The organism is Novosphingobium sp. CECT 9465 (assembly GCF_920987055.1).
GTDB lineage: Bacteria > Pseudomonadota > Alphaproteobacteria > Sphingomonadales > Sphingomonadaceae > Novosphingobium.
Map to the genome: position 1 here is coordinate 63,246 of NZ_CAKLBX010000004.1, position 25,888 is coordinate 89,133.

Genomic DNA, 25,888 nt, shown 5'->3' on the forward strand with positions numbered 1-25,888 from the left:
CTCAGGCTCCGGGTTTCACGACGTCGGCCCAGTCGCCATAACGTGAGGGTGGCGGCATCCGCTTCAGCGTCAGCCCGCGCGGCCGATAGGCAGCCCACGCCTTGCGTCGTGCGCGTCGGCCCTCGAAGTCATTGTCCTCGGCGAAGATCAGCGTGGTGACGCTATCGGGGATGTGGACACGGTCGAGCCGCGCCGCGCCGAGCGTCGCCCAGCACGGGATGCCGTGGATCTGGGTGAAGGCGGCCGAGGTCTCGAACCCCTCACCAAGCGCCAATGTGTCGGTGACGCGCATGCCCTGCCAGGTCGCACCTCCCGGCGTGCCGAGCGTCGCCTTGTCGAGATAGCCGCCATGCGCGAGGTCGAGGAAGATGCGCTGAATCGAGCGCAGCGTGCGCCCCTCCCGCGCCGCGATCAGCAGCGCCGGGAGGAACCGGGTATGCGGTTTCGGTCCCCACGGACAGCGCGGGTGGTAGCTCAGGTCGTCGAAGGCGCCGGTGATGCCGCGAAAGCGGAGATAGGCTTCCGCGGGCGTTCCGGCGATCGGCAACCCCTCGTTCCACAGCCGTTCGATGTTGGCGGGTCTGCCGGTGCGCTGTTCAGCGGGTGGGTCGTAGGTGCGTCCGGGTCTGATGCGCGCGATCTCGCGGAGCACGTCCTCGGCGGTGCAGCCGGCGAAGCAGTGAACGAGGATGCCGTCATGGCCCTGCCGGATCGAGAGGCTGGGATCGCTGTCGGCGTGGGCCGGGCAACGGCACATGGCGTTGTAGCCGTGCCAGGTGCCGCCGAGGGCGCCGACGATGTCCACGATGGTCTGGGTGGGTTTCAGCGCAACGAGGGGCATGACCGATCCTTTCTCGCTGCCTCTGACCCCCTTCTCTCCCTTCCTAGGTGACTCAGTAGCTGCTGGCTAGCAGCTAGCGGAAGATCCCCGTGTTAGCAGTTAGACCTCCGCTATCTAGCGTTGAGATGGCTGGTATCTAGCGGCTAGCTACCTTTGAGCTAGCAGTTTCTCATAAGCGTCGAGTGCCTTCTCGAGCACTTCTGTAAGAAGCAGACCCTCACGTTGAGCTATTTCGCGGATTCGATTGTCCCATTCGGGTGTGACCCTAGTCGCAAATTGTTGAGTGCGGTTAGTCTTGCGCGAACTGCGGGCATCAATGCGGGTTGCGGTTATCAGCGGTGCAGCCGGAGGGGCGGGGGCTACTTCGGGTGCATCCAAATTCTGGCTCGCCTCACTGATTGGTGGGGGTGAACCCAAACGAGTAGCCTTCTTTAGCTTCGAGATATCGGCCATCATTCACCCCGCTACTTTGTCGATTAGGGATTGGATCAGAGTATCAGCACGCTGGTTAAGGCCGGAGAATTTGGTTTCGGTAATTGACAGGCCTTGGTTCTGCGCTTGCCGGTATGCTGGTCGTTCCACGATCGAACCGTCGAGGACATTATACCCCGCTTCGGTCAAATACGCCCGCGCGTCATTTTCTTCAGCCGAAGTTCCAATGCGGTTGAGCGCAAAAACGAGCCGTCCAGTCGGGATACCCTCCTTAACAAGGGCATGGTATTCGCGGACGGCAGGCCTGAGATCGTCCAAGGATGCGCCGGTGGGTTGAACCACGAGTGACGATGACCGTGCAATTTCAAGTGTAGCTTTGCTGGTCCGAGCGGGGCCGTCGATGATAAGCAGATCGAAGCCGTCTGCAGCGGCCAGGGCCTGAGACGCGGTTTTGAATGCCTCAACCGACACAATCGGCTCGATGGAGATGCCAAGGCGTGCTCGGTGCCAATCGACCGAAGTGCCCTGTTGAGTATCGAGATCGGCGATTTTAACCCGCAGTTCGCCTGCCGCCGCCTCGCGAGCAAGGGCTCTTGCCAAGGTGCTTTTTCCTACACCGCCTTTTTGTGAGACGAATGCTACGACAGCAGCCATGACCGATCCTGTAATAGTTCGAACGACTGGATAGCTAGCCGCTCTCTAGCAGTTTGGCAACCGCTACCTATGTGATAGCTAGCTGATACCCAACCAGCAGATATCTGTGAGCTAGCTGCTACCCACGGGGGTTTGCCTGACCTAGTCTGGATCAAGCACTGGGAGATAGTGGAATTTTTTTCCACGTTGTGCGGTTGATCGAAACATGATGTTCAATGATCGATGAACACGCGATCGAACTCGAGCTTATGCGTAGTGGGTAGTGTTATGGCACTGCTATGGGCGCAAACATCGGCAGCTAAGCAGGCCGAGGTAATGACATTTGATGGGCAGGCAGTTGAAGCCGTCATCGATGTGGGCCCGAGAATGCGGGGTATGCCAACAGACGGAACGCCGCCAGTACCAAGCATGGAAGCCGTTTTAGGCAATGACTTCAGATCATTCGGCAGCCCCGTAATGGAACCCCAAGAGGAGGCAATAAGCACGTCGCATATATCGGTGCCCCTTTGGATGCAGACTGGCCAGGTTTCGGGGGGAGCTGGCCGGGCAGCGATGTCCGATATCGCAAGTTATCTCTACACCCCACAGGCTTGCTCAATCACACCCTACCGTCCACGCGGCGATTTTCCAGGCTGGCTCGAAGCTCGGCGGGCTCAATATTACCCCTTGATCCAGGCCGTGGCGTGCGAAGCTGGTGTGCCAGTCGGGCTTTTCGATGCACTGGTGGCCCAGGAAAGCCGCTATGACCCATTGATCGTATCACCGAAGGGCGCCGTTGGCCTTACCCAATTGATGCCCGGTACAGCGCGTGGACTTGGGGTTTTCAATTCGAGAGATCCGTTGTCGAACCTGAGGGGAGGGGCCAGATACCTCCGCGCGCATCTGGATGAGTTCAAGCGGGTCGATCTAGCCTTGGCCGCGTACAATGCAGGTCCAGGACGCGTTCGATCGATGCGCCGTATTCCGCCGTTTCGCGAGACGATGGACTATGTCGCAGCGATCACTCGAGGGTGGAGCACCGGATCGTTCAGGACAGCATCGATTCAGACCGCCGGTTTGGCAGTGGGTCGACAGGAATTCCGGGGCAGGGGGGTCCAGTTACTCGCTTACACATCTACAAGAGTATCGAACCCGAGGTAGTGCGCGTAATAGATCGCAATTCCGAGGATCGCCGGCGCGCCGAGCAGATAGTTGATCTGCCAACGTATCCACAACCGGGGTGCAACGAGTACCTTATCGAGGACGGTCGCAGTTGGGAGTTTCCTAGTTCCCAGACGATAATCGTAGGCGGTCTTTATCATCGCGAGGACAGCGCACAGCGCCACCATGACGCCGACCGCGGCATAGAGTGAAAGCCAGGCCTGAAGTGTCGCTTGGGGCATGCCGACCACCTAGCAGCAAGATGCTGACGGTCCATTAACCGCTGAATCGCGCATTAGTTACCAGGAGCTGGCGCGCCGTGTCGGCGATCATCGTGCCCAGGCCCTTGTCTCCCATCACCATCGAACTCATCAGACCCTTGGCCTGCTCGAGCGTCAGTTGCGGTGGAAACGGCACGACCTCGGGATCGGTCTTCACCTCGATGAGCGTCGGGCGATCGGCGGAGAGCGCAACTTCCCACGCCGGCCCAAGCGCGGATGGATCATCGACGTAGATGCCGCCAAGCCCCAGCAATTCCGCGAAGCGCGCGTAGGGGACGTCCGGAATATCCTGCGTCGTCGGGAAACGCGGATTGCCTTCCATCACCCGCTGTTCCCACGTGACCTCGTTGAGATCGCCGTTGTTGAAGACGCAGACGATGAAGCGCGGATCGCGCCACTGCTTCCAATATTTCTGGACGGTGATGAGTTCGGCCAGATTGTTCATCTGCATTGCGCCGTCGCCGACCAGCGCCACGACGGGCCGATCAGGATAAGCAAACTTGGCCGCGATCGCATAGGGAACCGCAGCGCCCATAGAGGCTAAACCGCCCGAGAGAGAGGCACGCTGCCCGACCTTCACGCGATAGTCGCGCGCGTACCAGTTGGCGCATGAGCCCGAATCCGAGGTGACGATCGCGTCGGCGGGCAGACGCGGCGACATTTCCCAGACCACGCGCTGGGGATTGACGGGCTTTGCTTCCGCCATGGCGCGTTCCTCGAGCGTCTGCCACCACTGCGCAGTCGCCTTCTCGATGCCTTCGCGCCAACTGCGATCATCCTTGCGCTGGAGCAGCGGGATCAGCGCTTTCAGCGTTTCGGCCGCATCTCCATGCAGGTTGACCTCGACGGGGTAGCGCAGCCCCAGCATCGATGCGTCGATGTCGACCTGCACGGCCCTCGCCTGCCCGTCTTTCGGCAGGAACTCGGCCCAGGGAAAGCCCGTGCCGATCAGCAGAAGCGTGTCGCACTCGCGCATGAGGTCGGACGATGGCTTGGTCCCGAGCAAGCCGATCGCCCCGGTCACGAACGGCAGATCGTCAGGCAGGACATCCTTGCCGAGCAACGCTTTGGCGACGCCGGCGCCAAGCAGGTCGGCGACCTCGGTCACCACGGCCGACGCGCCGCGGGCTCCCGCCCCAATCAGGATAGCGACCTTGGCGCCTGCATTCAGTACCTCCGCCGCGCGCGCGAGATCGGCGGGCTGCGGGACGACGATCGGATGTGCATAGCCGGTGCCCGAGCGGGTGAAGCCGTGCGCCTGGCCCGGCTCCTCATATTTCGTATCCTGTATGTCCTTGGGCAGCACGATGGTTGAGACCGCGTTGCCCGCGACCGCGATCCGGATCGCGCGATCGGTCACATGGCGGACCTGCGCCGGCGCGCTCGCCTCCTGCACATAGGCGGCGACGTCGGCAAACAGTCGGTCGAGATTGAGCTCCTGCTGATAGCTTGCACCGCGCACGGTGCTCTCGGCCTGGCCCGCGATCGCGAGGACCGGGACATGGTCGAGCTTGGCGTCATAGAGCCCGGTGATCAGGTGGGTCGCGCCCGGACCGCCGGTCGACAGGCAGACGCCGAGCTCGCCGGTGAATTTCGCATGCGCCGTCGCCATGAAGGCCGCCATCTCCTCGTGGCGGACCTGGATGAACTCGATGCCCGAGCCTTCCTTCTCGGCGCGCTGGAGCGCCCCCAGCACGCCATTGATGCCATCGCCAGAATAGCCGTAGATTCGGCTCACGCCCCAATCCTTGAGGCGCTGGACGAAGAAATCGCTCGACATGCGGGCCATGCCGCCCTCCACTTTGGGATTTGGTTTCGAGCCGGAGAGGTTCAGTCACGCATGCTCGCGCTGACGAGAAGAACGTCGCAGTGCGCACAGGCGTTCCCGCCGGTCGGCGGCTTCGCCCCCATCGGTGCGCGCTAGGGCCGGCCCGACGGCGAGCTCGCTTCTTCGGTCGTTGAGGCATGTCGGTGTCGCTCACTGCCCAACCGCGCCAGGTCATCGGTTTGCGACTGTCCAAACGCGGACAGCTAAAACCTGTCATTCACCGCCGAAACGCTTCGCGAGACGCGCACTCGCTCCGCTCTTGGCCGCCAGCTTCGCGCCATAGCGCATGACCGTCTTGGGATCGCGCCAGCGATAGGCCTGCATGATGGCGGGCAGGCTCTCTCCTGCCGCAAAATTGTCTTGCGCCACGCCAACCCGGATCGAATGGCTCGACACGGCCGCGACCCAGCGCTCGAGCTCGGCCTCGCTCATCGCCCCCAGCAGTTTCTTGTCGAATGCCTGGCGGATCAACCGCTTGTAGATGAGCGTGATCGTGCCGGGGTTGAGCGCCTCCTCTCCCACACCGCGGATCGAGCCATCGAACCAGGTTTCGACGCGCCGGAACAGGGCCCCGCGCGCAATCCCGGCCTTGTCGCACCATTCAGCGATCGCGCGCATGGTCGCGGGCGAGAGATAGGCGAGAGCCCCCTGCCCTTCCTGATCGGTCTTGCTGCGGCCGATCTCGACCACCCCTGCCCCGTCGACGTCGGGCCCGTCGATATGCTCGATACGCATCGCCGCGAGTTCGGAGCGCCGGCAGCCGGTATCATAGTTGACCTGCAGTAGCGCGCGATCGCGCGCGCCCAGGAGATCGCGGCGCGTGGCCTTGAGGAGGACCGCGAGGCTCACGCCGCTCGCCGGCGCGTCGAGATCGCTGACATCGCCCTTGTAGCGGATACCCCGCGCCTGCGTCTGGCGGGTGCCGAGAAGCTTGCGCGCCGCCTTGTGCTCGAGCTGCACGAGCGGGGCTGCGGTCGGATCGTCCAGCCCCGCCATGCGATAGGCCCAGCCGATATTGACGAGATAGCGCGCGATCGTCGCGGCCGCCCTCTGCGGCGTCGCCCGCGTCGCCTCATCATGATCCTGACCCGACAGCGCGCGGACATAGGCCGCGACGGTCTCGGCGGTCGCCTCCCCTGCCCGCACTCGGGTGCGCCGGCACCAAGCATCCCAGAGCTTCATGTCGGAAAGGAACGCGCGGATCGTGTTCGGCGACCAGGCCCGCGCCGCGGCCGCGATGACCTGCGGATCGACCGCCGCCTTGTCGATAGCCAGCGCGCGGACCTCGCCCACGACGTCGTCGGCGCCGGCGGGCGGCGTGCTTTGCCTGCGGGTGAGGGCCGTTTTCGCCATGACGGCGAGACATAGCCCGGTCCTTCTCATAATAATAGGGTCGTGATAATCTCCCATTATCACGACTACGCATACGAGCCAATTTGACTGAGAGCAGCTCTGGGTTAAAAGACGGCGTGGACGCGCCTCTCTCGAACAGCCGCTACGGCCCCGCCTACAGCGCGAAGATGGTCTCCGCGATCGCCTCCTGCACGGCCGCCATTACGCGTCTCGATGCCCGGTTTTGCGTTAGTTCGGTGGCATCGGCCTGGGCACGCCGCGCCGCCTGGAGTGGCTACACCGGGCCCTGCAACTGCAATCGGCCGAGATCGACGAAATTGACGTATTTTCCTGGGGCTGCGGGCTGCAAATCCCCGGCCGGCCGCTGCGGTCGACCAACCTCGACCTGTTCGATCGCTTTCCCGCCTGGGAAGCGGCGCTGCGCGATCCCGACCCCCTCGCCTGGCGCGACGCGCTTCCGACCGCGATCGGCGAGATCGAGATAGCCGCGGACCATTCGCCGCTGATCCGCGCGCTCGATCGGGTCCGCCAGCATGCGCGTCTCGACAGCACCGCCCTGCCCTGGCTCTCGCTGCCCTTCGCTCTGCGCGACAAGGGGATGGTGACCACTCCCCTGCTGTGACGCACCATAATTGACGTCATGCCGGGTCCAAGCGGAGCCTTTAGCGCTTCAACAATAGTGACATTGGCCTGCTTCTGCCTCAGCCGCTCCCTCGCAACTTGCCCAGCACCCGTGCGGCCGCATTATTGCCTACGGCAAGCTCGCGGGCATATCGCAGCGCGGTGGTCGGCGAGGACCAGCGCAGCGCCAGCGCGATCCCTGCGCCGTCCTCGCCCGCTGCGAACAGGTCCTGTGTTAACCCGACCCGGAACGAGTGCGCGCTCAGCCCACGCACGGTTGTCACCTTCCATCCCGGGCTCGACTTCGAACGAGACCGCAATCGACCGCCTCCAGCACCCGGCGACGCAGGATCGCAACCACCCCCTGACGCGTGAGCGGCCTGGCCCCGATGTAGTGCCGCACAATTCGCTGCCCGGAGGCGTCTGGCGGACCGCTCAGAACATTGATGCGCCGAAACACCGGACCCTCGCCGATGCCGCTTGCGAGCAACCAGGTCGATAGGCGCGCCATGGTGTCGCCCGACAGCCAGGCCAGAGCCCCCTCCCCCAACTGGTCAGTCTTGGAATGCGCGATGTCGAGCCGTCCGCTGCCATCGCCGACTTGGCGCAGATCGGAAACCGTGGTGCCGACCAGTTCGGAGACTCTTAAGCCCGCGTCATAGGCGAGACTGATCAGCGCTGCGTCACGCAGACCGATGATGTCGCTGCCGCACGAGGCCAGCAGTGCGTTGACGGTTACCCCCTCGGGCGGTGCCTGACCCTCCTGCATCGCCTCGCCGAGCCGTAGCGGCGCAGCCTGCTTTTGCCGTTCACGCTTTTTGCGGCGGATGGCTTTCAGCGTATCGCGCACCATTCCAGCCTGGGTGGGCAGCGGCTCTGTGTCGCCAAAACCCAGGATGCGGGTGAATGCGCGCGATCGAGGCGATCCGGCGGGCAAGGGTGGCGGGCTTGGCACCCGCGCGCGTGTCCGATCCTTTAGACAACCAGTGCAAGTAGTGGACCAGCGTTTCCGGTTCGGCGGGAACAGCCGTGGCGACAGGCCGTCGCGCCTTGCACCACCCTAGAAAGCATTTGAGATCGGCCGTGATGGCCGCCTTGGTCGCCGGCGCCATCGCCGCGACTGCGGCCTCAAGCGCCAGCGGACTGGCGGCGCGGGTATCGATCAGCATCCCGTGGCCGCCGAGCACCAGTTCCACCGATGACGGGAACGGACGATCGGTTGTCATGCGGAAGGATCGTTTTGGGTGGATTTCATGGGCACTTTATGGGCCAAAATCGGCACTCTGGGCAATGCTGATTTTACCATAATATTAGATTATGGAAATACCGCCGATTTACGATGCTATGGATAGGATACCAAAGCGTAGGTTTAGTAAACTCTGTGTTGACGACGATTCCCTGTCCCGTTAGCCAGTTCGCAGCCTCCAGAGCGAAAGCCTTGAATTGAGCAGCACGATCGACGCCGGCCCTATCGCCTTCCGTATCGGCCAGATCGATGCTCTGGCCAAATGCCTGCTGGCCTCCGACACCTGCTATTCCGCAGAAATGCGCGCCGCACTCGCCCTCCACTGGCTCAGCCGTGCCTGGGAGCAATACCGCCAGGACCGGGCGATTACCCTCGGGGCCTCGCTGATCGGCGCCGAATGCATGGGCGAGCGTAACGCCTTCCTCGCCCTCTTCGAGCACGCCCTGCCAACCCCCGAAAAGGTGATCGCCGAGGCCATCCGGACAGTGCGCAAGATCGCAATCCTGCCGATGGCCAGCGAAGCCCGAGAGACCGAAACCATCGTCGCTGCCAGCCTTCCCGAACTCAGTGCCGTACTCGACGCGCTGGGTCACGCCAAGCTGCCCGGCGATCCACTCGAGCGGCTGCTTTCCCTCGTCGAGCGCTTCCGCTATTCGCGCGGGAACGAGCCCGATGCCCTGACGGCAACCGCCCGAACCCCGTGCTGGGCAATCAACCTGGCGGCGAGCGCGCGCGGGCATGCCTTTCGGCTGAGCGAGACCCCCCTCCCCTTCCCCGGCCTTGTCCAGCGCCGACTGTTCAGGGCCGACCGCGACCCCAGCCAGCGCCGCGCCCAAGCCCGCGAGAGTCTGCACGATGCACTCTATGCTACTGCCTGCGATATCGCCCGTTTCCCGCGCGGCGCCGATGTTTTTGCGCGCGAGTTTCCGAGCCAGCGTTCGAACTCGCGCCTCTATCATGCCTGGATGCTGCTGTTCGGCCTTGGCACCCTCACCCCCGCCCAACTTGCCCGCGCGCTTGGCGCGACCAAGGCCGGTGCTGCCAAACTCCTGCGCCAGCTGGAGGCAACACGCATGGCCTACGCTCAAGGCCCGTTCACGACCTTTGTCTGCGCCATTACGCCAACCCTGGCACTGCCAGATTGGCGGCATCAAGCAAGCTTCTAGACGGCCAGGCTGCCGTCGGCGGGAGAGGAAGACCCTCGTAGCGCGCGAATTCCGCCGCCAGCTCCCTTCTTTCTCCTGGCGTTGGCGCACAGTGCCGTATGTGGCGATCAGCGCAAAGATGTCGCAGGTCCATTTGGATCTGGGCTTGGGGAGCTTGCAGGTCCGCAGACGCAATGCACCTCGAACCGGCGTTTCAATTCTACCTTCAGTCAGCGGCCTCTCGGCCAGTCTGGTTGCGATCATACGCTCAAAGCGGTGCGCGGCTTTCGTACGTGGGCTGTGCGCCAGCGCCAGCATGCCGATCCGTTCGCGCGCAAAATGGTACTGATTGGCTACGAACTGCTCCTGATAACGCTGGTATGGCGGCGCAAGCCCCACCCAATCGCTAGGGCGCATCAGGCAGTCGATCACTGTCTTGTTTCGCGCAAGCGCGGCAGAAGTCGGTTTGATTTTCCATTGAATTCTGCGAGATCGCATCACGGCATGCGCCAAGAACGCCTGCAATTGCCGCCCCGTGTCCTCCAATGGAAGGCTCCGCATGTCGGTGAGCGGCAACCCGTGCAGGCTGCATAGCCAGGTCGCCCGAAAAATCCATTCGCGGCGCACGATTATAGGCCCGCCAGCCAGATGCGCCTCGTAACAGCATAGCGCACAGACGTAATGGCGGTGCGCAGAGGGCAGGAGCGCCTCCGCCTCACACGCGAGAAAGGTCGCATTGATCTGCTCGGGATCGATTTCGACCGCCCATGCAAGCCGTTCCACCATCGCATCGCAGGCCGCATGCAGCGCCGGATCGAGACCGCCCTTCCCTCGCGCCAGGTCCAAGCGCGAAAGACCCGCGCGATCTCCAGATGGCGGAACAATTGTGCCCGGCTCACCCGGTGGGCGGCGGTCAAGCGGCTCAACCACGAATCAAACGCTTCATCTCTGCGTGGCTTGATCGGGAACGCCAGCGTCTCAGGCTCAAGATTGGGCGACCACTTGGCGGCCATCAAGCTGAAGCCGGGAGCATCGCTGCTGCTGCGCGCAAATCTGCAAATTCAACACGCTGACGACCGTCGCGAGAGGCAATCTTATGGCCCCAATGCAAAAGCCGTTTGAAATTCCCTGTCACGCCATGGCTGGTGCGCCAGATGAATTCGGCCATCTCGGGCTCAGCGAAGCGTTCCGGCTCGATGATGCGCAATCCCCGCGCCAGCGCAAGGATCAGGCGCTGGGATGGCTCTCCAGGCGGCCAGAGCGGCAATCGCAGGACGATCGAGCGATAGGCCAGCTCGACGTCCTCGGCAAATGTCTGCGGCGATTTCGAGACCGGCGACAACCATAGACACATTGCCTTCGCTCATCAGAAACCGGAATGCATCGAGGGTGTCACGCCTCGCCCTGCCGCCCGCGGTGAGAATGGCGTGAACATTGTCGACCGCCACTAACCGCGTCCGCTGTCTGCCGAGCAATTCAACGACTTTCAGGTCGGCAATCCGGTGGATACTGGTGGTGATCGGCCAACCCTGCTTCCACAACAAGGTCAGGTTGATCTTGAGCGACGTCGGACTAGCTGGGATCACGGTCCTGAGGACGGGAGCATACCGGCATCCCGCCACCCTTCAGGCTCTGGAAAGTCGCATTCGATACGCCGCTGGGCTTCGCGCAGGATCGATGTCTTCCCCATACCGGATTGACCCACGAGAATGACGCAGGGCGGCCGTTCATCAGGCTCGTCATGTGCGATATCAACCAGCGTTTCCACGGCAAAACGCGCTTCGTCGAAGTCGATCCAGAAAGCGGAACTGTGCGGCTGACCTAATCCCTCCATTTGAGCCACCCTTCATCGTGTAAGTCGGCACCGATACCCAACTGGTACATTGGAAACCTCCTGATTTGCCGGCTGAGCGGCGTGGGATACACCTTCCCTTTCCAGCCTTTTTCGCGCGTCTCGCAAGCCCCGCGTCCGGGATTTCGCGTTGAGAACTTCCTGCCTGTTGGCATGCACAAGCCGCGCAATTTCAGCCTGACCCCCAGCATGCTGGTAAACCACGCCGGAATGGCGCCGTGCAGCGACCGCAACATCCCATTCAGGCCTGGTCACGTTCGGATAATTGCCCACCGCAGCAGCAGCGACAAGAACTCCATCGATGACAGGATAGACCTCCTGGATAGTCCTGTCGTCGTAATGGATCATGACCTTGAGACCCAGGCGCGGCGCCAAACTTTCGTGCCAATAGCGAATATGATCAATCTTCACGCCGCCCGATTGAACGGTCCGCTCGACCCACGGCAGAAATCGGCGGGTTAGCTGCTCGATATCGACACCTGGCGGCGCCAGCGGCCCGTGGCTCTCGACACCCGTGGACCACATTTGCGCAGGTGCGACGCGACCCAGTCCTTCGTGAGGTGTATGATGATAGCGGCAAATCTCCCGGACCAACCACCGCTCGAATTCCTCAAGCGTCATCGCCGCGTCCGCTTCCGCATCATGGCCGTCTCGCGCCGTAACATTACCTCCGTCGCCCCCGGAAGAAGCCGCATTCTACGCGTCATGGTGCCGATCAGACGCTCGATATGCGTGCCATAATGCGCCGGACCACGTGGGCGGACGTCCGGATCGATGCCATAAGTCTTGCAAGCGCTTCTAAAACTTCCGCGCGATGAGATCCGGCGTGATCGGCATGCAACTTCCTGAAAAAACCATGCATTGGATATTCGATTTCGAGACCGAGACTCTCGAGCAACGGCTGTTTCGGCAACAGAGCATTGGCGATTGCCCGTCCGCATCGAAAAATCGAAGGTGCCCCAAAAACTCACGTAGAAGCCGAGAATGCATCGGCTCCAGACGTCGATGAGCAAGGTCACCCACGGTCGGCCCAGAGCCATACGGTGTGTGCTGTCGACAAGTATGACGTCGGCGGGGGTGTGATCCATCTGGACCACATCGAGCAAACCATCGCTGTGGTATTCCCCCGGGTGCGCCTCGTGGGCGGTACGCCGTTTCGAACCCATGAAACGAGCCTTCTGCGGCTCGCTTATCTCCCCGATTATCCGCTCGATCGTTCGAAAACTTGGAACGATCCCGGGATCGAAGCCGTAGTCGCCATTATCGGCGATCAGCAAATAACGCACCTGCTGCGCCGCTTCCCGAACACTGAGCGGCACTTTCGTCAGAACGATTCTTCAATGAGGCCATCGATCGCCACGAGGACCTCTGGCGGCGCTTGTCTACTTCCTGGCTTTGGACCGCGCGGCCGTGAGGCCAGGCTCTCGGCAATGGGCTTGCTGCGATAGCGCCGCGCCAACTCCCGAATTCGCCGCTCGCCCAAGCCAGTTTCCCGGGCAATGACAGAAACAACGTCGGCCGCCAGCGGCGCGTCCAGCGGAACCAATTTGCGGAAAGTTTGATAGAGGTCCGCGCCGCGCGTTAGCGCAGCTTCGAATACGCTGCCATTCTTGGCGGTTTGCGTTCGATCATAGGGAAATTTCCCTCTCTTTCGGCCGCGCAGACTGTCGTTTGTTTTGACCACCGTTGAAAGCAGAATCTTTTGTGCGTCATATTTGACTGTCACTTTATCGCGAGAATATTGACTTTAATTCAATAGTTTACACCGATGTTGGAAACTTTGTCGCGTGACACCTGCCCTGCCTCGTGGCGGCGTGAAGGCGTTTAGGCTGAAGCGAACTGTCGGAGACGAGGACTGGTATGCGGCCATGCGCAGCCTTGAGGCAAGCGCCACCGCAAACCTCGCACGGTTTGCACGAGCTGGAAAAGCTCCATCGCGCGGCCCAGCATGCGATCGTCGCGGAATATCGACCTGGCCACCTCCCGGGGCTCGCTGGCCCTCCTCCATCACCGGCCACTGCTCTCGCCTCAGTCGCTGGCGGAGCTGCCTCAGCATGAGCGTTGCCGGCGCGAGCAAACTGCTGGGCCGTGCCGTCGACTGCGGCTTGCTCGTGGAGATCACCCAGCGGCGGACCTGGCGCGTGTTCCTGAGCACGGACCTTGCCATCGAGTTTGGCTTTGCAGCGCCCAAGCGTGGACGGCCGCGCAACGTGGTCCCTCCCCCGCCAGCGAGCCGCGAGCTGTCGGAGGTCTTCGATGCCTTCGATCGCGAGATGGAGAACATCGACAAGCTTCTCCAGCATCGCGCCGAGAGTTTGTGAACGACAGTCCGCAGGAGGATCTTTCGCTTGCCGCCCGGTCTGATGAACCGGTCTATCAACCGGAGCATCCTTCTGTCGAACGATTGGAATGTCGTCGGCTGGCCGGGGCCTCTCTACCGAGGTGCGCCGGCAAACCTTTCACCAAAGGGGTAGCTGCCTCCCCTCCCCTGTTCGCAATTCATAGCGCTGGATGCAGCAAGAACTGATTTGCCGGCGAGCGCGGTCTCGTTCCCCTTGTCCCAGTGGTGAAACACGAGCTCTGCAGTCGGCGGCTATCGTCTATCGATAGTTGAAGGCGGTAGCTGCAATGTCCAGTCCACGGGTTCTCTGACCCACAACGGCATGCTTCTCGTGATCAGGCTTGGCAGGAAGGCCCCACAGCGGCCTTCTGGGCGCTTTGCTTGCCGTGGGGATAGCCGAGAGCGGAAACACGCTGTGCGGGCTGCTGGCGGCGCTCAGTGCAGGTCGGACTTCGTTCGGGTCTTGGAAAATGGCTCCTGTCACGGTGCCCTCGGCGACCTGAGCGTAGTGAGGTGCTCCGCGATGGCTGGCTTGCAAGGAGTCTAGGCGCCGCGATAATCGACGTCGATCTGCGGTCGGGTGTGTGAGGCGACGCACGCGACGGAGCTTTTTGGGTGGACGACGTGCTTAGTGCGCGGCGATCGTCCCTTCCCCTTCTTCCCAATCAATTCTTCAAAAGAAGGGAGCGCCGCAGGCGTGTTAATCTCTTTAGAGAATAGGATAAAAAGTTAAGCTGTGGATGGATCTTTCGCGACTCGCCGATTCAGCGCGAGTCGGGAGTTCAGCGCCGTTCCCATTATACCGTTTGGCCGTTCCTGAAATACCCTGCGGGGCGTTCCCATTGAACCGTGATTCGGTTCCTCATGTACCGTGCCCCGTTCCTGAAATACCGTGGGCACGGCGCGGGCCACAGGACGTCTCCAAGGGAGTAAAACGCGTTTTACTCGTCCGCAAAGTGGCTGTTTTCCGTGCCTTTCAGGCATGTTACACCCGGCAGCGCTCGTTGTCGAACTATAGGCGTCAGGCGAGGCCGCCCTGTGTTCGGAGGAGTCGAGCGGCATTTCCGCGGCCCTCCCGAGTCCTTGGGCGAATCATTGACGGTCTTTTAGGAACGGGACCCTGCGGAACTGACCTAAAACGGCGATGATCTCGACGTTTTGTTGCCTTGAGCGCATCCCGCTCGGCTGCCTGGACCGCGAAGTTTCGAGGTTTCTCGGGAGCCGGCCAGTGATCTCGACGGTACATTGAGAACGGGGCTTGGCCAGGCGATGGGCGCCGATTGTGGATGTCTAGCGCTCCCGGAGGCGTTTGCAGTCGAAGCATTCACGGTATTTCAGGAACGGCATCGAAGCAGCGAGGATGACTCCCCCTCCCCTCCCCAGCCTCTTTGGAGCGTCGACAGTTTGACCTTTAGAGTCCTCTAGCAAGGAGGAACCCCTCCGACTTCAGTCGGATACTGGCTTCAGCCACAGACTCGCGTGCTAGCCTGTAACCTCGGGAAAAGCGGAAGCCGCCGAAGGCGTGAAGCTTCCGCTTTTCCCGAGGTTACAGGCTATGGCGTATCGGTCCGGTTGTCACACCACATTCCATCATCGCTACCATCTCGTTTGGGCGCCGAAGTATCGGTACAAGGTGCTGATCGGCGATGTTCGGCTACGGGTGCGCGAGATCATCCGTCAGGTCTGTGCCGAGATGGGCGTGAAGATCATCAACGGCGCGCTGTCGAAGGACCACGTACACATGTTCGTCGAAATCCCGCCGCACGTCTCGGTCAGCGACTTCGTGCGCCGGGCCAAGGGGCGCTCATCCCGCAAGATCCAACAGGAATTCGAGCACATCCGCAAACGATATTGGGGCCAACGCTTCTGGCAGCGCGGCTACTTCTCGACCACATCCGGCAACATCACCGATGACATCATCATGCGTTACCTCGACCGACATACCCACAAGGACGGCTTCAGCCCCACCGCTTGATCCTACCGGCGTCAGCCGGTCAGTGATTCAGCTATCAGATCCGGGCAATCTGATCACAAATCCCACCCTATAAGCGCCGTTCTCTAAGTACCGTGACGGCTGCCTGGAGAGGTGGAACGGGCGATCCTCCCGCTGGCGCAGCTGTGCCCGGCAAAGCTCATCCGAGAAGAAGGCTGGCAAAGGATCGCGCGTGGTTGGATCTTCGCAGCCCACGCACATTTGATGGGGCGCCATACAGACGGGTCCGGGGCCCGGCTCGTTACTTCGGGAACGGTCCACACGGATAAGTTGACGTGCGCGCGCGAGCCATTCTCGACCCTGTTCCTGAAAGACCGTTTTGGCGGATTGCGCCTACGGCGTCGATCAGTTGACCGGACGCTGCTTCGCGCAAAAGGTCGCGAATATCTGTGTGATGTTCTTCGCGTCGAACGCTATCTCGCGCTGCCGGAGGAAGTTCCGGAAATCGTCTCCAACGAGACCGTGGTCGCGTTGGGGGCTGGGCAGGTTGGCGCGGGCGATCGCACCGAATGCCGAATGCGAGATATGCCCGCTCGAGGGGAAGGAGATAGCCGGTTCCTCGGGCGCCTTTTCCTTGACGGCCGCAGGCGAGGCTTGGGCGAGGGCAGGGGAGGGCTTGCCCTCCTCGGACGGCTCGCGATCGCGCCTGGTCATGCGCAGCAGCGGTTCGGCATCGTCACGCTGTTCGATGTCCAGGGAGTAGCCTGGCAGATCGTTCTCCCGAGCGATCTTGGTCATCTCGAACTTGAAGCGCCGATAATCGCCTTCCGCGCCGGATTTCTCGAAGAGCGTTGGCATCGAGATGGCGAAACCGTCGCTTCCGGCCCCACCCGCATGTTTGCGCGCGACCCGATAGAGCCAGCGTTCGCGCCCGCCTGTGAGCGAGAAATAAGCCGGATCGATGGCGAGCACGCCGCCGTCCATCAACACCCCGTCGTAGAACCATTTCGCGAGGGTAATTCTCATTCCCCGCACGTTTCCGGACCGATCCTTAAGCTGGCTGTGACTGTCGATCCAGGAGAAGGTGGTCTCGACGGCATCTCCTGAGCGGATGTTCGTCTTCACCGTGGTCGATTGGAGCCTGTCGAGGGCATTGCCCAGAAGATCGTAAGCGCGTCCACCAACCTCGCGCTTCAGAGTCTTCAGCATGTCGTATGGGACGACGTGGAGCGTCTGCGGGATGTCGTTGGCACCTCGCCGCTTGTGCTCGATCAAAACTGACGCGCAGTAAATCAGTATGTCGAGGTCGTAGATAGTCGCCAGACCATATTCCGAATTAGCGGAGACATGGACGGTGATCTTACGATCCGGACTGACATAGTCGATCGGCTTGAGTCGCTTGCGCTTCGACAGCGAGAAAAAGGGCCGCTCCATCGTTTCGCGCTGATCCCGAAGAGGAAGCGCAGTCAGCTGAGGGAGAAAGAGGTCTACTTGACCGTCTTCGCGGTGATCCTGTTGCATCTCGTGTCCCGTGGCATCGGTAAAACGCATTTTACCGGGAGCCAACTAATTGAAAATAAAGCGTTAAACTAGATTTTACTCAATTTCGACTGAACTTCGCACTCTCAAGGGCAGGGCGGAGCGCTTCGAGGATCTCGTCGACCGACGCTGTGCCCTTGGGGTTGATGTTGATCGTAATTCCCTTGGCCCGTGTATCAGCAAGAACCTGTCCGATCTCGCGACCCGAGGCGGCGGTGAGGGCCGGCTTGGCACGGGGTACAGGCTTCTTCGACGCCGCGGGAGCCACTGCGGCTGCGGCCAGGCGCTCACAGACCTTGATACCCTCAATCTTGTCGCTTCCAGCGTCCTTCAGCGCCTGTTGCTCGGCACCGAGGGCTATAGCTGCGGCGATGATCGCGTCGCGGTGCTGTTCGTTCTTCAGCAGGGGCGAGAGCCGCATGCCGTGTCGGACCTTGAGGTCTCCGGGCTCGGCGAACGCTGCCACGACCTCGTCCGGCAACTCCGCGAGCTGGAGGAGGTTGTGGAGGTTCTGCTTGGCGATGGCCAAGCGATCGGCCATCTGCGTGCGAACCCCGTTGTAATATGCGTCGACAGCGTGCCTGTAATTGCGCGCACGCTCCAAATCGGTGACGTCCTCGCGCTCTCGATTTTCCAAATCGGCGAGCCGGAAAGCGGCCTCGTCATCGAGCGTCTCGATACGCGCTACGAGCTCGATTTCGCTATGGTTGTTGGCATTCAGCCAGGAAACCGAGAAATGCCGGCGGGTGCCGACGATCAACTCGTAGGGGGTCTCGGCGTTCGGCGTCCGCCGCACCACAACCGGCTCGCGGTTCGTCCCCTCCTCGCGGATGGAATCAATGAGCGAGGCACAGCGTTCGTGGCTCAGCGCCGCATGATCGCGAGCATTGCCCGGCCAGATGGAGCATTCCGAGGGCTTCAGACGGATAGTCGGACGTTTGACCGTGCGGGCGATTTCATCGAACGCAATACCACGCCGCTCCAGGAATGAGGGCGTCGAAGGTTCGTCGACCGGCTTATCGCGATCGACCAGCGCCTCGGCATCCGCGACTTCGGCCACGGACGTGGGGGCAGGGGTCGTGCCGATGCTTTCGATGGCATTCGCCAGTAGGCTGCGACGCCGGCCCCCTGCGCTGCTCATGCCGCCTCCGTCAGTCTGTCGGTGCCGACCTGCGCCATACGCGACGGCCACTGCTTGCAAATATCCTTTTCGATCTCGCGAAACACCATGTTGAGGTTGTCACGGCACCGCGTGTACGTCTGGTGCGACCCATATGGTTTGTTGATTTCGTAGATCGACGACATCGACAACCCGGCATTCTTGATCTCTTCCGACAGGAGTATCGGCGTCGACAGCATCTGGCCAGCGTAGGTCTTCTCCATGACCTGAAGCATTTGAGCCTCGTTGGTCCTGTTGGGCTGGAACATGGTGCAGACGACGCGAATGAACCCGTAGTCGATCGAAGTGTCGAACTTCGAGACGAGGTCCATCGCTTCGCGACAGGTCTGCATGAAGTGGATTGTCGAAAGATAATCGAGTTGCCGAGCCGGCACGGGGATCAGCAAGCCGTCCGCGGCCGTCAACGTGTTCACGCCCAAAAAGCCCATGGCAGGGGGAGGATCGAGGATAACGACGTCATAGTCGTGCCGGACCTCTTCCAGGCCAATTCTCAGCATGCGGAACGCGCCGGCAATGGCGGTAGGGCCCTCCTCGATGGTTGCTGTCAGTTCCCACTCGGTGTCCTGGAGGCCCAGGTTGGCGGGGCAGATATCGATATTCGGCCACGCGGTCTTTTGGATCGTCTTTCGCAGCGAATCGGCTTCGTCGATTCTGGGGGAGAGGAAGTTCGAGAGCGTGTGCGTCTCGTCCACCAATGCCTCTAGATTGACGTCGAACATAACACTCATCGACGCCTGGGGATCGCAATCGACAACAAGAACGCGATATCCCCGCAGCGCAAGGTAATCTGCAAGATGCTTGCCCGTCGTCGATTTGCTGACGCCGCCCTTGAAGTTCTGCACGGCGATGACGACCGCGCGCTCGGAGGGCAATTTACCCATCTTGATGCCGAGCTTCTCGCGAATGGCGATCAAATCTTCGACCGTGTAGAATCGGCGTCCGTTGGTGGCCGTCTTGGGGGCGGGCAAGCGTCCGCGCGCCTCAGCCTTGGAAAGCGCTTCCGGCGTTCGGCCGAGCAATTCAGCGGCGACTGTCGCCCCCATTGAAATGTTCAGCGTTTTGCGATCGGATGGATCAATGGCCGCCTGTCGCAGCACGGTCTTGGCATTCTCGCACGAGGTAATCATCGCATCGAGAATCTGACCCGACAGCATGGGCATGTCCCCTTTTTGAACCCAAACCGGCCACGGTTCGTGAAAAGCACCGCATAATGGCCCCTAATCCCGGACAGATATGCCAAATGCAGGGTGGTTAGTCAAATAGGGTGACCTGACCCGGCGTGCGCAGGGACAAGCCCTCTTATTGCCCCCGAGTCCCGGACCATCCGCGTGTGTATCATTTCGCCTATAAACCCGGACGAAAATCAAGATGAGTCACTCGCCAGCACGCGCCGCTTGAGGACTTATCCTCAAGTCTTGTCCGACTTTGAAGCTCAGACAACGGGCATTCACAGCAACGCGAATCATCTCAAAGATGATTGGCGGGCACAGCGTCAGAGATGGAACCTCTCAGTCCACGGCGATTCGGCTCGAGCCGGGACTATTCGCTCCAACAACTGCTTTCGAGACATGAAAAGAGTCGCGTCTCGCACGACCCATCGCGCGATCTGTTCCGTCTTGCTTCTCCGATAACCTCTAAAACGGTGTTCGTGGAGAAGGGGAGGGGGGCCGAGGTTGTGAAAGGAGCCGATCATGGCCCTCACAGCCGAACGACCTTCGCAGCAACTCATCGATCTTGTTGGCGCACTTGGCGGCACATGGCACGGCAGAACCGCCATGTGCCTTTGCCCGGCGCATTCCGACAGCACCCCAAGCCTGTCGATCCGCCAGGGCAATCGCGGAATTCTAGTGACCTGCTTCGCCGGATGCGACCGGGAAGACGTTCTGCGTGAACTCCGACGCGTGCCCATTCGCGACCATTTCAGCTATACCGATACTCCTGCCGTCTCTTCCGGCAATGTCAGCCGGCTATGGGATGACGCCCTTTCCCTCGGAGGCACGCTGGCAGAACGCTATCTATAGCGGCCTGCAATGATGCTCGACCAAACGCGCAATAGAGGGGAGTTTTCGGCGCAGATTAGTTGAGACGGATGGCGTTGCTCGACGCACATTGCGTGAGACGCAGCGCACGATCGGTGAGACGGACGCACAATGCTGATACGCTGACGCAGGATGCCGGTTTGGCGCCATCACAGCGGCAACCCTGCCGCCCTCATCTCGTCGGTGAGTTCACGGGTCCGCACCGGGTCGAGGCCACCATGCAGCAGCTTTCGGAGCTCGGCGAGCTTGGTGTAAACCAAATCGGGTCAACCTCCACCAAGGCCTTTTTCAGCGATCTTCAACTGCTGTGACATCAATTTGAAGCAAACGTGCTGTACACATCGCATGTTAAAGCTTGGAATTAATATCAAAGCTAATCGGAGCCTGCGGTGATGGAAAGGCGCAAGTCACCTCGGCTACTAGGCGTTTTGGCTATTGCCTTGGCGGCGCTTGGCGTTGTCAGTTCCCTGGTTCTTCGTCAATCTGGATCCTATAGCGATAAGCGCGGCGAGGTCCAGGTGGTCACCGGCTCCTCTGCATTGCCTTCCCTGACCCCCAGCGCTATCTCCTCACGCGTGGCCGATACCACAGAGGAGAAGAGTAGCGCATTCGATATTTCAGGCGATCCGGAACGGGTCCGGCGTTCCCTTCACAGCCAAAGCCGCGATCTCGCATGGGCACCGGGTACCGAAGGCAAGATCAGAGAAGTATTTGCCTCGGCTGGCGCTCCCACGCAAATTTCCGTAGATTGTCGATCAGCCGGATGCGAAATCAAGGGTGAGCTTTCGGGCCTTAGCAGCTCAAACTTGCCGCAAGTGTTAAATCGGATCGCTGGCGAACCAGTCAACAAAGCTTTGCGCGCAAGCGGCTTGACGCCAGACAAAAGTCCAACATACAGCATTATTTCAAACGACCCGGTGAGGGTATCGTTTAGCAGAGTCGTCTCGCGTGATATCGCTCAGGTGGAGCGATAAGAGATGCCGTTTCGCTTTATCATACGATCCGTGGCTCTCAAGGGATTGTTTGTATTTACCGGCTGCATTCAACTTTCTGCATGCTCAGCTGTAGCGCCGTACGTAGCGGCATCTCCACCTACCGATATCGTGATCCCGGAACATTTAAATGGCCGGCTGTCGTACCGCGGCAACTGTACCTACCTTATGGTTTCTGGATCAAAGCGGACGCTGATCTGGCCTCATGGTCATGTGTGGGACAGCACCGCGAAGGCAGTGAAGGCACCCGATGGCCGCCTCTTCAAAAGTGGAATGCAGGTTACGATCCGCGGCGGTGATGGGTCGATCGAGTTCCTGCAAGGCGATCCAGAGGCATATCAGCAGCTCCAAGCATGTGGAGGTCCGTACGTAACCAGTAGCTATGTTGAAGGAGAAGGGTGATGAAGAAGCGTGCTTTTCGGCTTGGCGCAGCCTGCGTCCTCGCCTCGGTCGCGATTTCGGCAGCGCATGCCGTATCGAACACGAAAACCATTCGACTTGCAACGTTTGACGAACCGTTCAACGATCCTGACGATGCGACTGCCAAACAGCTCTCGAAGACGGAGGGCCTTACTGTTGCAGAGGCGTCGCGACGTTTGCGGATCATGGGAGAGTTGGGGCGTCTGGCGCCCGCGCTCTCGGCACGTTTTCCCAAAGGCTTCGCTGGGGCCGAAGCGACTACGGGATCCGACTTCCGTGTTGCTATCTATGGTGTAGGGGAGCATGAGAAAGTTGGGGGTCATGCCGCCTTCCGTTCGTCCCTCCACCTCTGAAAGTCATTGGCCAACGTGCCATCAAGGGTACGGACGCGGAGTTGCACAAGCAGATGCACCCCTCTGGGCGTCCACTGCATCTGTTGCTTCTTTGCGAAGCGCTTTGCGACGACCTGGTTGACGGTCGATTCCACGAAGGCGGTCGAGACTGCTTCGCCATATCGTCGTCGCTCGCCATAGTTCGGGATCATGCTGGCATTGGCGCTGATATAGCTTTCGAACTCCCGCAAATGCTTGAGGAGATTGCGAGCTTGCGGCGAGACCTGTGGGTGGCTCATCGGCTCGTCGGTGACATCCGGATCTGTCGCACCAAGCATTCTGGTCTCGACGTCGCCGATTAGGTCGAGAGCACGGCGCCAGTTGCCGTGCCAGAGGAAGTGCCGAACTCGCTCGAGAGTGGCGACGGCCACGTCTTTATCCGTCTCGGATGGGGGCGGCAATCCGCGCGCGATCTGCTGCATGACCGTCACCCGCATGGCGATGTGGAAATAGTCGAGGACATGCTCGGCGTTCGGCCGCATGTCCCATTGAAGATTGCGGACGTTCCTGCCACCATCGGACATGAAGGTGATCTCACGGTCCATCCCGACGCCTTGCTCCAGCAGCAATTCATGAAGGCGACGACGCGGCCTGTCGTCATGTCCGACCACGAAGCCGAACCGGCGCGTTGGCTCGCTAATTTCGCCATCCTCGCCCGGATCGACGACGGACTTACCCACGATCACCTCGAAATTGTTCGGCCGATCGTACCATGATCGTACATAGCCTCCATCGATCCCGACAGTGACAGGCGGTCCTGGCAGCGGACCATCGGTCCAGTCCGCCTCGCAGCCTTCGATGAAACAGCGTCGCTCGGTGCCAAGCTCGGCTTCCAAACGCTCCGCGACGCGTAGGGTGTCCTGCCGGATCGTCGTCGCGTTGATCGCGTCACCGATCGGAAGGACGTCGGCAAGGCGTTCCGCGGTGATGCCGTAGGACGCGAGCGAAGCCCAGCGCGCCTCTAGCTCGAGAAGGTCCGGCGTGACGCGTTCGGGCAGCGCCGCCACGATCGGCGCCGCGATACCCGCTGTGGGTTTACATGTACATCGCCGGAACCTGGTACTTGGCACGGCGATCTTTCCGAACGGCGTGCGCACCATGATCGAACGATGATCCTTGATTTGCCTTGCTGATCCGCAGCACGGACAAGCGCGCTGGCGGCGACACCAGTCGAGCGCCTGGGTCTGAACCACAGCGAGCTGCAGCGCGGCCAGCAGTCGCTTGCTCTCCGCGATCCTGAGACCGAGATCATCGATCGTAAGCGTGTCGTCGTCGCGTTCGATGACGGCGATGGATATGCCGCTGGTTGGCCTGTCGTCCGTTGCTGCGGTGAGGGTGATGGTGAAGCGCATGAGCTCATTCCTCCATGAAGAAGGGAACTCATTGGCCGGCACATCGGTGCCGCCGTCCGAAACCGACCGGTTACGGTCACCTACAGCTAACCCTGTCCATAAAATAGCCTTACCATCTTGCGGACACACCAATTTTACTGGACACCCCTTCCGGACAATCGAGGCCGGATCCATGTCACGCACCTTTGCCTATCTGCGCGTTTCGACCGTCGACCAGACGACCGACAACCAGTTGCACGAGATTGAGGCCGCTGGCTTTGCAGCGCAGCCGCGGCGGATCGTCGCCGAAACCATCTCCGGGTCGGTTGCGGCGAAAGAACGCAAGGGTTTTGCCCGGTTGCTTGACCGGCTAGAGGATGGCGACGTCCTCGTCGTCACCAAGCTCGACCGGCTCGGCCGCAACGCGATGGATGTGGCGAGCACCGTCGCCGATCTCGATCGCATGGGCGTTCGCGTCCACTGCATGGCGCTGGGCGGCGTCGATCTCACCTCGTCGACAGGCAAGCTGACGATGGGCGTTATCAACGCGGTCGCCGAATTCGAGCGCGACCTGCTGATCGAACGCACCCAGGCCGGGCTACGCCGCGCGCGGGCGGAGGGCAAGGCCATCGGACGGCCTGCGAGCCTTACAACAGACGAGCGCGCCGAGGTCGAGCGCCGCCTTGAAAGCGGCGAAACCGTGTCCGCGCTCAGCAAGGCGTTCTCGACAAGCCGGCAGACGATCATGCGGGTACGCGATGACAGACGCGCTCAAGCCGAGCTTGCCTGAGCATCAGTCCACAGACATTGGCCGGTCCTTGCCGACAAACTCAGCCTTCAACGCGAGATTGATGGCGCGGCGATCGATGGAATCTGGATCGTAGCGCAGCAGCGGATCATCTGGACCGTCGAACCCGGCGCGGTCAGCTGGCGTCCACTCTTCGCCGTCATCTTCCTCGCCGTCGCTGGTATCGTTTTCATCCAGAAAGTCATCCAGGCCATTTCCCTGATCGAAGCGCAATTCATCGAGACGTTCGAGCAATCGCTCATATCCACCCGGTCCGCCGATATCCTCAGGCGGACCGGCGCGAGCACCATCGGTGCAGACCGGCCAGGGCTTGTCTGCGCTCGGTTGTTCACGCGCTTCGACGCGGATCTCGTGCTCCCAGAAATCGCCGAAGTCGTATTCGTACATCATGCGTTGCCGCACTCGCAGCGACAGGTCGGCAAGTGTCAGTTCCCTCAGAATTTTCCCGTCCTCGACAAGGTGGTGACGCTCACCCGTCCTTTGCGTGCCGAAACGGCGCCCATGCACCTTGAAAGCATGGAGATGATAATCTTCCCAACCAAACGCGATCTGGATTACCCGGTGCAGACCAAAAAGCGTCAGATCGCTGCGAACCAGCAAGCGTCGCCAAATCATCGGCGATATATCCCGGAGGCCGACCTTCAGACGGTAAGCGACAAGCGGAGCCGGTTTCGACATGCTCCTAAAGCTACCGGATCAGCACCGTCACCCCCAGCTTTTTTATGCCCCCCTTTGACAACGGCTTATGCGACGATCAAGGGATTCGAGGTCATGCACGCCCTTCGCAAAGGTCAGGCGGCCATCTTCCAATATGGCGGCGGCATCATGGGAGAAGTGCGTCTGATCGAGAGACAGTTCAACGTATACACCACCTGAAACCGATCGGGGCAACGGCCGCGCTCAGACCCGCCAGCTTTTTGCAACAGAGCCCTGCACCGAGTATCCGGCGAGAAGCGCGGCAAACGCGATACCGAGGCGTCATCATTGAAAGTGTCGTTACCGCCTATGCCGATCTACTCTACAACCCGCAGGCGGTCGAGGTCGCGCGGGTTGGCATCTACCGGCTCGACGCGCGGGTGTCCGCAATCCGCGCGCGCTGGGGGCTGGGTCAGGCCACCCGTAGCGACGTGGCGCAACTGGAGGCGCAGCGCGCCAGCGTCGTTGTCAACCTTGCCGATGCGAAGAGATGCTGGCGACCGTCGCCGCTGCGTAACGTGTGTTCCCCTGCTGACCGGCGCGCTGGTATCCTCCCGCGTACCACAAGCGGAGGCGATATACCGCGCCGAACGGTTCCAGATCGATACCGCGGTACGCGAAGCTACGCGCGCCGCCGATGCCGCATGGGCAACGCTCGCAGCGGCACGGGGGGGCGGTCGCATCCAGACCGCCTACGACACGAACTTGCCGCAGCAGCGCGACGGTCAAGCCACACCCGCCGAGTTGTCGAAAAGCGACATCGCGTCGGCAATGCTGTCCGCCTTCGACCCCTATCGTCACCATAATCATATCATCGCGACGAT

At 61.1% G+C, this 25,888-nt stretch carries 29 protein-coding genes and 3 pseudogenes; 10 read left to right on the forward strand and 22 right to left on the reverse strand.

Annotation, left to right across the window (positions count from 1 at the left end; all coding sequences use genetic code 11):
* Window position 1: 1 nt before the first annotated feature.
* The 3 genes from LUA85_RS21015 to LUA85_RS21025 all read right to left on the reverse strand — a co-directional run bounded on the left by LUA85_RS21015 (window position 2) and on the right by LUA85_RS21025 (window position 1,927).
* Complete coding sequence (locus LUA85_RS21015; protein WP_010408880.1) at window positions 2–841, reverse strand: toprim domain-containing protein; 840 nt, start codon at window positions 839–841, stop codon at window positions 2–4.
* 147 nt (window positions 842–988) lie between these two features.
* Window positions 989–1,297 (reverse strand): hypothetical protein, encoded by a 309-nt coding sequence (locus LUA85_RS21020; protein ID WP_231472243.1) that lies wholly within the window; start codon window positions 1,295–1,297, stop codon window positions 989–991.
* Window positions 1,298–1,927 carry a ParA family protein gene (locus LUA85_RS21025; RefSeq protein ID WP_029623217.1) on the reverse strand — a complete coding sequence of 210 codons (630 nt, stop codon included), beginning with the start codon at window positions 1,925–1,927 and terminating at the stop codon, window positions 1,298–1,300.
* Window positions 1,928–2,479: 552 nt separating this feature from the next.
* Here LUA85_RS21025 and LUA85_RS21030 point away from each other — a divergent pair.
* Entirely contained in the window at window positions 2,480–3,067 is a 588-nt protein-coding gene (locus LUA85_RS21030; protein WP_082740463.1) for a lytic transglycosylase domain-containing protein, read from the forward strand.
* On the opposite strand, the gene LUA85_RS21035 is transcribed toward LUA85_RS21030, so the two are convergent.
* From LUA85_RS21035 to LUA85_RS21065, 7 genes are all read right to left on the reverse strand, one after another.
* Window positions 3,034–3,309, reverse strand: a complete 276-nt coding sequence (locus LUA85_RS21035; RefSeq protein ID WP_010408871.1) for a hypothetical protein — start codon at window positions 3,307–3,309, stop codon at window positions 3,034–3,036. The two genes, LUA85_RS21030 and LUA85_RS21035, sit on opposite strands and share 34 nt — an antisense overlap.
* A gap of 34 nt (window positions 3,310–3,343) precedes the next feature.
* Window positions 3,344–5,137, reverse strand: a complete 1,794-nt coding sequence (locus tag LUA85_RS21040; protein ID WP_037447408.1) for a thiamine pyrophosphate-requiring protein — start codon at window positions 5,135–5,137, stop codon at window positions 3,344–3,346.
* A gap of 252 nt (window positions 5,138–5,389) precedes the next feature.
* Window positions 5,390–6,529, reverse strand: coding sequence for a tyrosine-type recombinase/integrase (locus tag LUA85_RS21045; RefSeq protein ID WP_010408866.1), 1,140 nt, complete (start codon window positions 6,527–6,529; stop codon window positions 5,390–5,392).
* Window positions 6,530–6,803: 274 nt separating this feature from the next.
* Complete coding sequence (locus LUA85_RS21050; RefSeq protein ID WP_231472244.1) at window positions 6,804–7,064, reverse strand: hypothetical protein; 261 nt, start codon at window positions 7,062–7,064, stop codon at window positions 6,804–6,806.
* Between the two features lie 166 nt (window positions 7,065–7,230).
* A complete protein-coding gene (locus tag LUA85_RS21055) occupies window positions 7,231–7,434 on the reverse strand; it encodes a hypothetical protein (RefSeq protein ID WP_231472245.1) in 204 nt (67 codons plus the stop codon).
* Window positions 7,431–8,003, reverse strand: a complete 573-nt coding sequence (locus LUA85_RS21060; RefSeq protein ID WP_231472246.1) for a hypothetical protein — start codon at window positions 8,001–8,003, stop codon at window positions 7,431–7,433. The genes LUA85_RS21055 and LUA85_RS21060 overlap by 4 nt, the downstream gene beginning before the upstream one ends.
* Complete coding sequence (locus tag LUA85_RS21065; protein WP_231472247.1) at window positions 7,960–8,376, reverse strand: hypothetical protein; 417 nt, start codon at window positions 8,374–8,376, stop codon at window positions 7,960–7,962. The genes LUA85_RS21060 and LUA85_RS21065 overlap by 44 nt, the downstream gene beginning before the upstream one ends.
* Window positions 8,377–8,593: 217 nt before the next feature.
* Between LUA85_RS21065 and LUA85_RS21070 the strand changes: the two genes are divergently transcribed.
* Window positions 8,594–9,562, forward strand: coding sequence for a hypothetical protein (locus tag LUA85_RS21070; protein WP_231471604.1), 969 nt, complete (start codon window positions 8,594–8,596; stop codon window positions 9,560–9,562).
* 991 nt (window positions 9,563–10,553) lie between these two features.
* Here LUA85_RS21070 and LUA85_RS21075 read toward each other — a convergent pair.
* From LUA85_RS21075 to LUA85_RS21095, 6 genes and pseudogenes are all read right to left on the reverse strand, one after another.
* Window positions 10,554–10,883: a hypothetical protein gene (locus LUA85_RS21075; protein WP_231472268.1), complete on the reverse strand. Its 330-nt coding sequence runs from the start codon at window positions 10,881–10,883 to the stop codon at window positions 10,554–10,556.
* A gap of 28 nt (window positions 10,884–10,911) precedes the next feature.
* A pseudogene (locus tag LUA85_RS21560) lies at window positions 10,912–11,163 on the reverse strand (transposase); the annotation flags it as partial.
* On the reverse strand, window positions 11,124–11,375 hold the full coding sequence (locus tag LUA85_RS21565; protein WP_253073882.1) for a TniB family NTP-binding protein: 252 nt from the start codon (window positions 11,373–11,375) through the stop codon (window positions 11,124–11,126). The pseudogene LUA85_RS21560 and the gene LUA85_RS21565, both read right to left, overlap by 40 nt.
* A gap of 12 nt (window positions 11,376–11,387) precedes the next feature.
* Window positions 11,388–12,014 (reverse strand): Mu transposase C-terminal domain-containing protein, encoded by a 627-nt coding sequence (locus tag LUA85_RS21085; RefSeq protein ID WP_231472248.1) that lies wholly within the window; start codon window positions 12,012–12,014, stop codon window positions 11,388–11,390.
* Window positions 12,011–12,712, reverse strand: a complete 702-nt coding sequence (locus tag LUA85_RS21090; protein ID WP_231472249.1) for a hypothetical protein — start codon at window positions 12,710–12,712, stop codon at window positions 12,011–12,013. Before LUA85_RS21090 ends, LUA85_RS21085 begins: the two co-directional genes overlap by 4 nt.
* Window positions 12,713–12,717: 5 nt before the next feature.
* Complete coding sequence (locus LUA85_RS21095) at window positions 12,718–13,119, reverse strand: hypothetical protein (protein WP_231472250.1); 402 nt, start codon at window positions 13,117–13,119, stop codon at window positions 12,718–12,720.
* A 328-nt stretch (window positions 13,120–13,447) separates the two neighbouring features.
* Here LUA85_RS21095 and LUA85_RS21100 point away from each other — a divergent pair, with 328 nt between their 5' ends.
* A complete protein-coding gene (locus LUA85_RS21100; protein WP_231472251.1) occupies window positions 13,448–13,714 on the forward strand; it encodes a hypothetical protein in 267 nt (88 codons plus the stop codon).
* Window positions 13,715–15,289: 1,575 nt separating this feature from the next.
* Window positions 15,290–15,709, forward strand: coding sequence for an IS200/IS605 family transposase (gene tnpA / locus LUA85_RS21105; protein ID WP_010408862.1), 420 nt, complete (start codon window positions 15,290–15,292; stop codon window positions 15,707–15,709).
* Window positions 15,710–16,072: 363 nt separating this feature from the next.
* Here the strand turns inward: tnpA and LUA85_RS21110 are convergent, their stop codons facing one another.
* The 3 genes from LUA85_RS21110 to LUA85_RS21120 form a co-directional block, all read right to left on the reverse strand.
* Complete coding sequence (locus LUA85_RS21110; RefSeq protein ID WP_029623214.1) at window positions 16,073–17,188, reverse strand: replication initiator protein A; 1,116 nt, start codon at window positions 17,186–17,188, stop codon at window positions 16,073–16,075.
* A 79-nt stretch (window positions 17,189–17,267) separates the two neighbouring features.
* On the reverse strand, window positions 17,268–18,347 hold the full coding sequence (locus tag LUA85_RS21115) for a ParB/RepB/Spo0J family partition protein (protein ID WP_010408848.1): 1,080 nt from the start codon (window positions 18,345–18,347) through the stop codon (window positions 17,268–17,270).
* Window positions 18,344–19,540: an AAA family ATPase gene (locus LUA85_RS21120; protein WP_029623213.1), complete on the reverse strand. Its 1,197-nt coding sequence runs from the start codon at window positions 19,538–19,540 to the stop codon at window positions 18,344–18,346. The genes LUA85_RS21115 and LUA85_RS21120 overlap by 4 nt, the downstream gene beginning before the upstream one ends.
* Window positions 19,541–20,077: 537 nt before the next feature.
* Here LUA85_RS21120 and LUA85_RS21125 point away from each other — a divergent pair.
* The 4 genes and pseudogenes from LUA85_RS21125 to LUA85_RS21140 form a co-directional block, all read left to right on the forward strand.
* Window positions 20,078–20,404: pseudogene (locus LUA85_RS21125) on the forward strand (virulence-associated protein E); the annotation flags it as partial.
* A 596-nt stretch (window positions 20,405–21,000) separates the two neighbouring features.
* Entirely contained in the window at window positions 21,001–21,399 is a 399-nt protein-coding gene (locus tag LUA85_RS21130; protein ID WP_125985081.1) for a hypothetical protein, read from the forward strand.
* 30 nt (window positions 21,400–21,429) lie between these two features.
* Window positions 21,430–21,819: a hypothetical protein gene (locus LUA85_RS21135; protein WP_231472252.1), complete on the forward strand. Its 390-nt coding sequence runs from the start codon at window positions 21,430–21,432 to the stop codon at window positions 21,817–21,819.
* Window positions 21,819–22,190 (forward strand): hypothetical protein, encoded by a 372-nt coding sequence (locus LUA85_RS21140; protein WP_231472253.1) that lies wholly within the window; start codon window positions 21,819–21,821, stop codon window positions 22,188–22,190. The genes LUA85_RS21135 and LUA85_RS21140 overlap by 1 nt, the downstream gene beginning before the upstream one ends.
* Here LUA85_RS21140 and LUA85_RS21145 read toward each other — a convergent pair.
* Window positions 22,157–23,581, reverse strand: a complete 1,425-nt coding sequence (locus tag LUA85_RS21145) for an ISKra4 family transposase (protein ID WP_066488601.1) — start codon at window positions 23,579–23,581, stop codon at window positions 22,157–22,159. The two genes, LUA85_RS21140 and LUA85_RS21145, sit on opposite strands and share 34 nt — an antisense overlap.
* A 172-nt stretch (window positions 23,582–23,753) precedes the next feature.
* On the opposite strand from LUA85_RS21145, the gene LUA85_RS21150 reads away from it, so the two are divergent.
* The gene (locus tag LUA85_RS21150; RefSeq protein WP_066488604.1) at window positions 23,754–24,350 is read left to right on the forward strand and encodes a recombinase family protein; all 597 of its coding nucleotides are present in this window, start codon (window positions 23,754–23,756) and stop codon (window positions 24,348–24,350) included.
* A 3-nt stretch (window positions 24,351–24,353) separates the two neighbouring features.
* On the opposite strand, the gene LUA85_RS21155 is transcribed toward LUA85_RS21150, so the two are convergent.
* Window positions 24,354–25,046, reverse strand: a complete 693-nt coding sequence (locus tag LUA85_RS21155; RefSeq protein WP_066969391.1) for a plasmid pRiA4b ORF-3 family protein — start codon at window positions 25,044–25,046, stop codon at window positions 24,354–24,356.
* A 54-nt stretch (window positions 25,047–25,100) separates the two neighbouring features.
* Between LUA85_RS21155 and LUA85_RS21160 the strand changes: the two are divergent.
* Window positions 25,101–25,244 (forward strand): annotated as a pseudogene (locus tag LUA85_RS21160) (IS6 family transposase); the annotation flags it as partial.
* Between the two features lie 137 nt (window positions 25,245–25,381).
* On the opposite strand, the gene LUA85_RS21165 reads toward LUA85_RS21160, so the two are convergent.
* Window positions 25,382–25,747, reverse strand: a complete 366-nt coding sequence (locus LUA85_RS21165; protein WP_231472254.1) for a hypothetical protein — start codon at window positions 25,745–25,747, stop codon at window positions 25,382–25,384.
* Between the last annotated feature and the right edge of the window lie 141 nt (window positions 25,748–25,888).